Genomic DNA, 11178 nt, shown 5'->3' with positions numbered 1-11178 from the left:
GGCCGACGATCGCCGGGTTCGCGCTGTACCCGTTCCAGTCGGTCAGGCTGAGGTAGATCGACAGGCCGACCGGAACGACGAGCATGACCACGAACAGCAGCAGCGCGGGACCGACCATGCTCGCCGTGGTCAGCCGCTCTCTCACGACTTGGACCCCATCCAGGCGTCGATGCGCTTGGCGACGTCGGCGGCGGACTTGCCGGTGTAAAGGCTCTGGACCGCCTTGTTCCACTCCCCGTTGAAACCTTGCGGCAGGGTGTTCGCGCCGTACCCCTCACCCTGCGCGACGTGCTTCGGCGCCTGGTCGAGGATCTCCTGCACCTGCTGGCCGAGCGGCGTCAGCTTGTCGGTGTAGCCCTTCCGGAAGTTGCCGTCCTGCGCGAGCTGGCTCTCGACGGCCGCCTTGTCGGTGGCGAGGAACTGGACCAGCTTGACCGCGAGGTCGCGCTGCTTCGTCGACTTCAGCACCATGTACGGCATCGCCATCGTGACGCCCTGCGGTCCCGGGTACGGCTGGCCGGCCTCGGTCGGGGCGGGGAACACGCCGAGGTCGAAGGTCGGCTTCTGGCTCTCCGCCGTACGGACGAACCAGCTGCCCATGATGTACATCGCGGACTTGCCGGTCAGGAAGGTGGTCTGCGCGTTGACGTCGTCCAGGCCGAGCGCGTTCTTGTCGACGTACCCGTTCTTGATCCAGGACTCGTAGCGCTGCAGCAGCGGCAGCATGGACTGGCCGACGCCGAGCTGCTTGGAGTTGACTTGCTGGTACCAGTCCGGGTGCTTGGTCGCGATCGACGGGTCGCTGAGCTGCAGCAGCTGCAACCCGGTCACGTAGTCACCGGCGGTCTGCAGCGGGAGGTACCCGGCCGCCTTCAGCTTGCCCATCGCGGTGGTCAGCTCGTCGAGGTCCTTCGGCGGCGTCGTGATGCCGGCCTTCGCGAACGCTTCCTTGTTGTAGAACACCAGCGACTGGGCCTGCTGGCCGACGCCCACGGTGTAGACCTTGCCGTCCAGCGCTGCCTGCTCGGACAACGGCGTGTCCTTGGTCCAGGCCTGGTCGGTGAGCTCGAGCATCTGCGGGGCGAGGGTCTTGTCGGCCATCAGCGTCTCGACCACGTCCGGGGCGTTGCCGGCCGCGAGCAGTTGCGGCAGCGTGTCCTTCACGCCCTGCCCGGTCGGGGCCTCGATCTTGACGTCGACGCCGGGGTTGGCGTCCTCGAACGGCTTGACCAGCTCCTCCCAGTACCCCTTGGTCAGGTTGGGAGTGATGTTCACCAGCATTCGCACCTCGCCGGTGCTGCCACCGGCGGAGCCTTCGTCACTGAAGCCGCCGCCGCAGCCGGCCGCGCCCACCAGGATCGCAACCACAGCCAGCGGGACAAGCTTCCGCCGTATCGAACGAGCCATTTTCCGGGTCCTCCTCGGATCGTCCCGGCGTCGGGGGCGGCCGGGCGTCGTTAGCGATCGACGATGCAGAGAGCTACGCTGAAGTGTCAACGTTTAAACGGCAAAGTGGACACTCTGAGTCGGAAGTCCGTGCCATAAAGGGTTGGCAGATCGTTGTCATCGGGGCCACCATGCAGCCATGCCCGATGCCGGACGTCCCAAGTCGCCGCTGACGCTGTCCGCGGCCGAGCGCGCTGCGCTCACCCACCTCACCGCCGGGAACGGCAGCACCCCGGCGATGCGGTTGCGGGCCCGGATCGTGCTCGCCTGCGCCGAGGGGCAGTCGAACAAGGACGTCGCGGACCTGCTCGCGGTCACCCCCGGCACGGTCGGCAAGTGGCGGCGCCGGTTCCTGCGGATGGGGATGGCCGGCCTGGACGACGGGATGCGCAGCGGCCGGCCGCGGATGGTCGACCGGGTCCGGCTCGGCGCGATCGGCGCCGGATCGATGGCCGATTCCGGACACCCGGTGGCGAGCCCGCTGTCGACCCGTGAGGTCGCGGCCGCTCACGGAGTGTCGCAGTCCACCGTCGCGCGCCGGCGGCGCGAGGAGATCCACCGGCACCGCACCGGCAGCGGTCTCGCGTTGCGTTCGACGCAACCGGCTCCCCCGCCGTCGACGGACACCGAGTTGCTTTCGGACCGCGTCTACGAGGCGATCCGCGGCTGGATACTGTCCGGCGAGCTGGCGCCCGGGATGCGGGTGGTCGAGTCCGAGATCGCCCGCGTCCTCGGCACGAGCCAGACCCCGGCCCGGGAAGCGGTACGCCGGCTGGCCCACGAGGGACTGGTGACGTACCGGCCGCGGCTGGGCAACTTCGTCACCGAGATCTCCCAGGTCGAGGCCCGTGAGGCGCGTGAGGTCCGGGTGCTGCTCGAGACCGCGGCGGCCCGGCGCGCCACCGGCAACGTCCCGGCGGAGGAACTGGACCTGCTGCGGATCGAGGTGCAGCGGATGACCGACGCGGCCGACCACCACGACATCGGCGCCTTCCGCGAGGCCGACCTGCGGTTCCACCGGCAGGTGCTCGCGACCAGCGGCAACTCGATGCTGCTCAAGGTGTGGCGCACGCTCGAGCCGGCGCTGTGGAACCTGCAGGTCGTCTCGAACGCGATGTACGCCGGCGACTGGGGCCTGATGGCGCGCCGCCACCTCGATCTGATCGAGGCGCTGGCCGGCACCGACCCCGAGGACGCGGCCCGCCTGTTCTCGGCCCACGCCCGCGGCGAGAGCTCGATCACCAGACCCGCGAGCCGCCATGACTGATTCGCCGGACCCCCGCCCACCGGCCCCCGCCGCCCCGGATCACCTCGCTCACCTCGATGCCCACGTCCACGTGTGGGACACCTCGCGTCGCTCACTCCCCTGGCTTCCCGCCGGCCATCCCCTCCGCCGGGACTTCTCCCTCGACGACTTCTGTGAAGCCGCCGACGGCTCGCCGGACACCATCCTCGTCCAGGCCGACGCCGACCCGCTCGAAGTCACCGACCTTCTCGACCTCGCCGCGACCACACCCTCCGTCCTCGGCGTCGTCGGCTGGTTCGACCTCCACCGCACCACCTCGTTCCCCGACGACCCGTTGCTCCTCGGCATCCGCTGCCCACCCGCCGACCAGACCGACCCGGACGCGTTCACGGCCCCAGCGTTCGTCCGCGGCGTCCGGGCCGCCACCGAGGCCGGCCTCGCCGTCGACCTGCTCCTCCGCCCATCCGCCCTCACCGGTGCCGCTCGACTCGCCGACGCCGTACCCGGCGCCCGCGTCGTCCTCGATCACCTCGGCAACCCGACCGGGGTCACCGCCGACTGGTCGACCGGCATGAAGGCCCTCGCCGACCACCCGAACGTCACCGTCAAGCTGTCCGGCACCGCCCACCTTCCGACCGGGAACCTCGCCGAACTCGTCGCCGCCGCCCTCGAGCTGTTCGGCAGCGAGCGGTTGATGTTCGGCTCCGACTGGCCCGTGTGCACGCTCTCGAGCACGCGCGCCGAGGTCCTCCGCCGTACCGCTGAACTGCTGCCGGCGGCCGCGCACAACGACGTGTTCCGCGGCGCCGCCGAGCGCACCTACCGCCTCTAGGAGACCGCCCCATGACCGAGTACACCCGACGCCAGGTCCTGCGGACCGCCGGCGCCGCGGCCGGCACCGCCGTCGTCGCCGGCAGCCTCGCCGATCCCCTGACCGCGACCGCCACCGAAGCCGCTGACCTGCAGGTCGGCAGCGACACCAACCCGCTGAAGCTCTGGTACAACCAACCCGCCACCGAGTGGCTGCAGGCGCTTGCCGTCGGCAACGGCCGGCTCGGCGCGATGGTGTACGGCGGGACCGCGACCGAGCAGCTCCAGCTCAACGAGGACTCGATCTGGGCCGGCGGACCACACCAGTACGACGACCCGGCCGGCCGCGAGGCACTGCCGGAGATCCGGCGGCTGATCGCCGAGGAGGACTACCTCGCCGCGCAGATGCTGGCCGACGAGAAGTTCATGGGCCGCCCGACCGAGCAGATGCAGTACCAGCCGGTCGGCGACCTGATGCTGACGTTCCCCGGCATCACCGCGTCCGCGGTCACGTCGTACCGGCGGGAGCTGGACCTGACCACGGCGACCACGTCGGTGAGCTACGTCGCGGACGGGGTCCGCTACTCGCGGGAGGTGTTCGTCAGCCACCCGGCGCAGGTGCTGGTGATGCGGTTGACCGCCGACCGGGGCGGCGCGATCTCCTTCGACGCGACCTACACGACACCGCAGGCGGCGACAGTCGACCGGTACGACGACCGGACGCTGGCGCTCAATGGGATCAGCGGCGACGCCGAGGGCCTGAAGGGGTCGGTGAAGTTCTGCGCACTCGTCCGGGCGTTCGCCGAGGGCGGGTCGACGAAGGTTGCCGACGGCAAGCTCACGGTCGCCGGCGCGGACGCGGTGACGCTGGTGCTGTCGATCGGGTCCAGCTACCGCAACTACCTCGACGTGAGCGCCGACCAGGTGGCTCGGGCGTCGGAGCGTTTGCCTGCTGCGCGGCCGCCGTACGGGCTGTTGCGGAAGACGCATGTCGAGGACTACCGGCGGCTGTTCGGGCGGCTCGACATCGATCTCGGGACGTCGGACTCGATCGCGCTGCCGACGGACCAGCGGGTGATCGCGTTCCGGAACGGCGGTGACCCGCAGCTCGCCGCGCTGTACTACCAGTTCGGGCGCTACCTGCTCATCTCCAGCTCGCGCAGCCCGGGTCAGCCGGCCAACCTGCAGGGCATCTGGAGCTACAAGATGCTGCCGGAGTGGCAGTCGAAGTTCACGTTGAACATCAACTGCGAGATGAACTACTGGCCGGCCGGTCCGGCGAACCTCGCGGAGTGCTGGGACCCGCTGTTCCAGATGATCGCCGAGCTGGCCGAGTCCGGTGCGCGGACCGCAGAGGTGATGTACGACGCCCCCGGGTGGGTCGCGCATCACAACACGGATGGTTGGCGCGGGACTGCTCCCGTGGACTTTGCGTACTACGGGGTGTGGCCGACCGGTGGGGCCTGGCTGGCGCTGCTGTTCTGGGAGCGGTACGAGTACACCGGCGATCTGGAGATGCTGCGGAAGTACTACCCGGTGCTGCGCGGGTCGGTGGAGTTCTTCCTCGACCAACTGCAGACGGACGGGCCGACGGGCTATCTGGTGACCAGCCCGTCGCACTCGCCCGAGCTGAAGCACCACGACTACGACAACGAGGGTGTCAGCATCTGCGCGGGTCCGACGATGGACAGCGAGATCCTGCACGACCTGTTCAAGGTGTTCGGGCAGGCGGCTGCGCTGCTCGGCAAGGACGCGGGCATGGCCGCGCAGGTCGCGGAGGCGCGGTCGCGGCTGGCGCCGATCCAGGTCGGGTACCTCGGCCAGATCCAGGAGTGGCTGATCGACTGGGAGGAGGCCGCGCTGGAGACGAGCCGTCATGTGTCGCACCTATGGGCGCTGTTCCCGAGCGACCAGATCACCCCGCGCCGTACGCCGGAACTCGCCAACGCGGCACGCAAGTCGCTGGAGCTCCGCGGGCCGGCGGTGACGGCCGGGTGGTCGCTCGCCTGGAAGCTCAACATGCGGGCACGGCTGCTCGAGCCGGACAACGCCTACAAGCACCTGACCCAGTTGCTCGCTCCCGGCCGCACCGCCCCGAACCTGTTCGACCTGCACCCGCCCTTCCAGATCGACGGCAACTTCGGCGGCGTCTCCGGCATCACCGAGATGCTCATGCAAAGCCACTCCGGCGAAGTAGCCCTCCTCCCCTGCCTCCCGGCTGCCTTCCCCACCGGCCAGATCCGCGGCCTCCGCTCCCGAGGCGGCTTCGACCTGGACCTCACCTGGACCGACGGCAAGCTGACCCGAGCCCGCATCCACTCCCTCCTCGGCAACCGCCTCCGCCTCCGCACCGGCCTCACCGTAGACGTCAACTCCACCGAAGGCCCCGTAGCCTTCGCCCGCCCCGAACCAGGCGTCGTAGAATTCCGCACCCGCCAAGGAGTCACCTACTCCATCGAGCCCCGCCCATGAGGATGCTCGGCCCTCTGGGGCTGGGCACCGCACCCCTCGCCACGGTTGATCCGGCGTCCGCGCAGGAAGCTGTTGAGGAGGCGTTGGCTGCTGGGATCGGCTACTTCGACACGGCTCCGTTGTATGGGGCTGGGGCTGCTGAGCGGCGGCTTGGGAATGCCTTGCGTTGGGTGGATCGGGAGTCGTTCCGGGTGTCCACCAAGGCTGGGCGGCGGGTGGTCGGCGATCGAGTCGAGTACGACTTCAGTGCGGACGGGATCAAAGCTTCGGTTGCGGAGAGTCTCGCGCGGCTGGGGTTGGATCGGGTTGATGTGGTGCATCTGCATGACCCGGACGATCACGTCGAGCAGGCACTGAACGAGGCGTATCCGGTGCTGGACGAGCTTCGGCGACAAGGCGTGATCGGTGCGATCGGGATCGGGATGAACAGTCCGGCGATCCCGGCGCGGTTCGTCCGGGAGACCGAGATCGACGTCGTGCTGATCGCCGGCCGGTACACACTGCTCGACCGGTCCGCCGCCGACGACCTGCTGACCGCGGCCGCCGAGCGTGGCGTCGCGGTGATCGCCGCAGGGGTGTTCAACTCCGGCATCCTCGCCGACGGCTCCACCTACGACTACCGCCCGGCCGCGCCGGACATCGTGACCAGCGTCGAGCGGCTGGCCAAGGTGTGTGCGTCGTACGACGTCCCACTGAAAGCGGCCGCGATGCGCTTCCCCACAACCCATCCCGCCGTGACCACAGTCCTGATCGGCTGCGCCACTGCGGCCGAGGTCCGCGAGAACGCCGCGCTCTGGCGGCACCCACTGCCTGCCGAACTCTGGACGGCTCTCCAGTAGTACACCGCCCCGAAAGGCTCACCAGATGCTTCGACTGACCCTGCCCCTACTCGCAACCTTACTTGCCGTCGGCACCAGTTCGATCCCGGCCGCCGTCGGCCAGACCGTCGACCAGCCCACCACCGCGTGGCGTGACGGCGCCCTCCGCACCGACCCGGCCGGCCTCGTCTCGCGGTCGGACCTGGTCCAGGAGGGCCCGGCCTGGCGCGCGTACCAGGCGATGCCGCTCGGAAACGGCGTCCTCGGCGCCGGTGTCTGGGCCGAGAAGGGCTTCAGTGCCCAGCTCAACCGCGTCGACACCTTCCCGCAACTCAAGTCCGCCGGGCGCCTCGTCGTACCCGGCCTCCAACCCCTGATGCGCGCCGCCGACTACACCGGCCGGCTCGCGATGTACGACGGCCAGCTCGTGCAACGTGGTGGCGGCATGTCGGCGCGTTCGTACGTCCGCGCCGACGCCGACCAGTTCGTCCTCGAGGTCACCGGCGCCGACCCCGCGAAGACCCAGACCGCGGACCTCAAACTCTGGGAGGGCCGGACGCCGACCGCCACCGCGAGCGGCGCAGTTGCTGCACTGGCCGAGACCTTCCACGACGAAGCCTCGGGCAGCCTCACCGGCGCGGTCGCCGCGTTGACCGCTCGTGCCCGCGACGTCTCGGCGTCCGTGGTCGACCCGCTGACCGTCCGGGTCACCTTCCGCCCCAACGCGGACGGCTCGTTCCGGCTGGTTGTCGGCGTACCGTCGTACAAGGGTGGTGACGTCGCAACGGCCGCGGGTCGTGCGGTCACCGAGAGCCATAGCAATCACCTCGACTGGTGGCACGCGTTCTGGGCGAAGGCCGCGCCGCTGCGGATCACGTCGTCCGACGGCACCGGCGAGTACGTCGAGAACCTGCGGACCTTGCAGCTCTACACGATGGCCGCGTCGATGCGTTCGCCGGTGCCGAGTACGCACGGCGCCGTCGTACGGATGTTCTCGTCGGCCAAGGACCAGGCCGACTGGGCGCAGGACTCGTACTGGCACTTCAACCTGCGGATGCTGATCTCGTCCAACCTGGGCGCGGGCATCGGCGAGTTCAACGCGCCGTACTTCCGCTTCTACCTTGACCGCGCCGCGCTGATGCGGAAGTGGACGCACGACCACTGGTTCAACGCGCAGGGCACGTGCGTGCCGGAGTTCCTGCGGTACGACGGAACCGGCGACGGCTGCGACAACATGTCGGAGCCTGGTTGGGTGAAGCGCATCCTGAGCAGCGGACCGGAGTTGGTGAACAACATCTGGTGGCAGTACCGCTACACCGGCGACAAGGCACTGCTGGATCGCGCGTACCCGTTGATCAAGGAGATCGCGGAGTTCCACCTGGCCGCGCTGACGCCGGGCGACGACGGATACCTGCACCTGGAACACGTCAACGCGCTCGAGGTGCAGTGGGACACCAACGACCCGGCGCCCGACCTCGCCGCGATGCGGGTGATCTTCCCGATCGTCGCGGACCTCGCCCAGTCGCGTGGCGACACCGCGTTCGCTGGGCAGTTGCGTGCCGCGGCGGCGAAGCTGCCGCCGTTCCGGACTGTGCAGCGGGGTGGTGAGGAGGTGCTGGCGTGGTCCGGCACCGACGAGGAGGCCCACAACACGCAGAACCCGGAGATGGAGGTGCTGTGGCCGTGGGGCCTTTTCGACGAGACCTCCGAGCTGATGCAGGCGACGTACCGGCAACGCGTCTACCCGCAGGACAAGGACTGGGGTATGGACACCACCTGGGCCGCCCGTCTCGGCCTGGCCGACGAGGTGAAGCGGCTGATGCTGAAGGGGATCCAGGACTTCCAGATCTTCCCGAACGGCTTCACCGTGCACCGGACCGGCCGCGAACCCGTCCGCCAGCAGAGCTTCTACAACGAGTGGGGCGGCGTGCTGACGACCGGCCTGCAGGAGGCTCTGGTCCAGTCGTACGACGGTGTCGTGCACGTCGCCCCGGCCTGGCCGGGCGACTGGGACGTGGCTGGGTCGGTGCAGATCGAGGGCGGTCACCGGATCAGCACTGAGGTCAAGGACGGCGTGGTGAGTCTGGTCGGCATCCAGGCCGGCAATCGCGAGTCGCTGCGCGTCCGGAACCCGTGGCCGGGTCAAGAGCTGCGGGTGATCGACTCCCACGGGCGGACTGTGGTCGGCGCTACGTCGGACGAGATCGTCACGGTGGATGTGCAGGCGAACCACTCGTACGTGGTCGAGCGGGTCGCCGTACCGCTGTCTTCGTTCAAGCACGAGCCGCTCACCGGGCAGCCGGCGTCGGCCGTGAAGACGGTTGGCACGCGGATGCTCGGCGTACCTGCCAGTGAGCCGCCGATGTTGAGTGATCTGGTCAGCGTGCGGAAGCCGGACAAGCTGTCGAACCTCGTGAAGGCGCAGCCGGGCGCGGAGATCTACGTCGATCGCAGCTACAAGATCACCGACCTGCCGGCGCAGCTGACCGGCCAGGCGATGGTCCCGGGCTCCAACGACGACTCCAAGGCCACCGGTCCGGCCGACTACATCACGCTCGACCTGACCGGACCGGCCACGGTCTACGTCGCCTACGACCCACGCGGCGAGAACGACTGGTGGCCGTCCTGGCTCAGCAGTTTCACCCGCACCGGAGAAACCGTCGGCACCACAGACCAGCGCCTACTCCTCTTCAAACGCGACGTCCCAGCCGGCCAACTCGCCCTAGGCGCCAACTCAGGCATCGAAGGCAAGGGCAACTCCAGCTACATCACCTTCGTAACCCCCCGCTGAAATGTTCAACCACGAACCCGACAACTACAACTGCCCGTTCTGCCTGCTGGCGGCGGGCGGCGAAGACGATCTGACCAAGCAGCACGACGTCGTACTGCGCACCGACCGGGCGCTCGCATTCGTCGCATCCCGGTGGTGGCCGAACAACCGCGGGCATGTGCTGGTGGTGCCGACTGGGCATCACGAGAACCTGTATGACCTTCCGGCGGAGTACGGGCATGCTGTGCATGACCTTGTGCGGGAGGTGGCGGTTGCTATCCGGCACACGTACGACTGTGCAGGTGTCTCCACTCGGCAGCACAACGAGCCGGCTGGGTATCAGGATGCTTGGCACTATCACGTGCATGTATTTCCGCGGTATGTCGGGGATGAGTTGTACGGCACACGGCACCTGGCGGAGCCCGCTACGGCTGCGGAGCGGGCTCCGTATGTGCGGCGGTTGAGGGAGTTCTTCAGGTAGTGGGTTCGGCTACGAGGATTCGGGGGTGCTGCCCGGCGATTGCGACGTCGTACACGTCGAGGACTCGCCAGGCGGCATCCCCGATCAGCTTTGTGGACTGGTCGGGGTTGAGGATCGTGACGACGCGGGCGGCGTGGGTCCGGCGCCATTGGCGCAGGTACGGCGTGAGGTTGCCGATGGCAACGCGGACGTCCCAGGGCGGGTTGGTGATGATCCGGTCGACGGTCTGACGGAGGTCTCCTGCGTCGGCGGTCCGCAACTGGATCGAGCCTTGGCTATTCTGCCGGGCAGCCGCGATCGCAGCCGGCTTGCGATCAGAGCCCAGGTACGTCGCTTCCGGCATGATCGCGTGCGCCTCGAGGAGCAGAGTGCCCGCGCCGCAGAATGGATCCAGCACCCGATGACCAGGTCCGATCCGAGCGAGCCTCGCCATCGCGGCGGCGACCGGTGGGTGCAGGCTGCCGGTCACCGTCTGCCGGCGCCAGGCACGCCGATGCAGAGGTACGTCGAACGGTCGGACGCCGACCCACATCGTCGTACCGTCGAGGACCACTCGCCAGTCGGTGCGGTCGGCGGGCGGAATGCCGGTGCGGCGGGAGTGATACGTGCCGCCGGACAGCTCGTGTAGCAAGTCGCCGACGAGGTCTTCGACGTCGTACCTGGTGAAGTTGCGTTGGCCGGCAAAGGACGCGCTTACCGCAAAGTCGCCGGAGCAAGGTTGTAGACGGACACCGCGCATGGCGGCGGTGAGGGCCGGCCTGACCCGCCCTGGGTCAGGTACGGCGGCCTGGATCAGAAAGAGGTCGTCGGCCAGGCGGGGCGGGGTGGTGACGATGGTTGCGGCGGTGGGTTCGACGATGAGTTGTCGTTTGGACAGGTCGATCACGCGGTGCCGGGCCTCGGTCAGCTCGGCGGCGGCCAGGCGTTCCAAGCCGGTGACAGTGCGCACCAGCACCAGCGGTTGGTTGCCGAGGCTGAGGGCTCGGGTGATCGACTCTGCCGCGCCGAGGCGCGCAGAGCACATGGTGGGGTCTCCCGGTCAGCGGTCGGGAGCGCTCGGCTGAGCTGCTCCCGCATCGCCGGCCTCGGGCAGAGCCGCGCAAGGGCCAGCGGGAGGCTAGCCCACGAGGTAGAA

Annotated in this window: 8 protein-coding genes; 6 read left to right on the top strand and 2 right to left on the bottom strand. The window is 69.0% G+C overall.

Annotated features, from left to right (window positions below; genetic code table 11):
* Positions 1-141: 141 nt before the first annotated feature.
* A complete protein-coding gene (locus tag AB0H36_RS42180) occupies positions 142-1407 on the bottom strand; it encodes an ABC transporter substrate-binding protein (RefSeq protein WP_360536699.1) in 1266 nt (421 codons plus the stop codon).
* 178 nt (positions 1408-1585) lie between these two features.
* On the opposite strand from AB0H36_RS42180, the gene AB0H36_RS42175 reads away from it, so the two are divergent.
* Genes AB0H36_RS42175 through AB0H36_RS42150 form a run of 6 tightly spaced genes read left to right on the top strand, consistent with a single transcriptional unit; the run spans position 1586 to position 10043 of the window.
* On the top strand, positions 1586-2713 hold the full coding sequence (locus AB0H36_RS42175; protein ID WP_360536697.1) for an FCD domain-containing protein: 1128 nt from the start codon (positions 1586-1588) through the stop codon (positions 2711-2713).
* Positions 2706-3524 (top strand): amidohydrolase family protein, encoded by an 819-nt coding sequence (locus tag AB0H36_RS42170; RefSeq protein WP_360536695.1) that lies wholly within the window; start codon positions 2706-2708, stop codon positions 3522-3524. Before AB0H36_RS42175 ends, AB0H36_RS42170 begins: the two co-directional genes overlap by 8 nt.
* A gap of 11 nt (positions 3525-3535) precedes the next feature.
* Positions 3536-5974, top strand: a complete 2439-nt coding sequence (locus tag AB0H36_RS42165) for a glycoside hydrolase N-terminal domain-containing protein (protein ID WP_360536693.1) — start codon at positions 3536-3538, stop codon at positions 5972-5974.
* On the top strand, positions 5971-6813 hold the full coding sequence (locus tag AB0H36_RS42160; RefSeq protein ID WP_360536691.1) for an aldo/keto reductase: 843 nt from the start codon (positions 5971-5973) through the stop codon (positions 6811-6813). Before AB0H36_RS42165 ends, AB0H36_RS42160 begins: the two co-directional genes overlap by 4 nt.
* A gap of 25 nt (positions 6814-6838) precedes the next feature.
* Positions 6839-9583 carry a hypothetical protein gene (locus AB0H36_RS42155; RefSeq protein WP_360536689.1) on the top strand — a complete coding sequence of 915 codons (2745 nt, stop codon included), beginning with the start codon at positions 6839-6841 and terminating at the stop codon, positions 9581-9583.
* A 1-nt stretch (position 9584) separates the two neighbouring features.
* Positions 9585-10043, top strand: a complete 459-nt coding sequence (locus AB0H36_RS42150) for an HIT family protein (protein WP_360536687.1) — start codon at positions 9585-9587, stop codon at positions 10041-10043.
* Here the strand turns inward: AB0H36_RS42150 and AB0H36_RS42145 are convergent.
* Complete coding sequence (locus tag AB0H36_RS42145; RefSeq protein WP_360536685.1) at positions 10036-11067, bottom strand: methyltransferase domain-containing protein; 1032 nt, start codon at positions 11065-11067, stop codon at positions 10036-10038. The two genes, AB0H36_RS42150 and AB0H36_RS42145, sit on opposite strands and share 8 nt — an antisense overlap.
* Between the last annotated feature and the right edge of the window lie 111 nt (positions 11068-11178).

Origin of the sequence: Kribbella sp. NPDC050820 (assembly GCF_040653975.1) — a bacterium.
GTDB lineage: Bacteria > Actinomycetota > Actinomycetes > Propionibacteriales > Kribbellaceae > Kribbella.
Note: the sequence above shows the minus strand (reverse complement) of the source record. Positions and strands in the feature narration are given on the sequence as shown.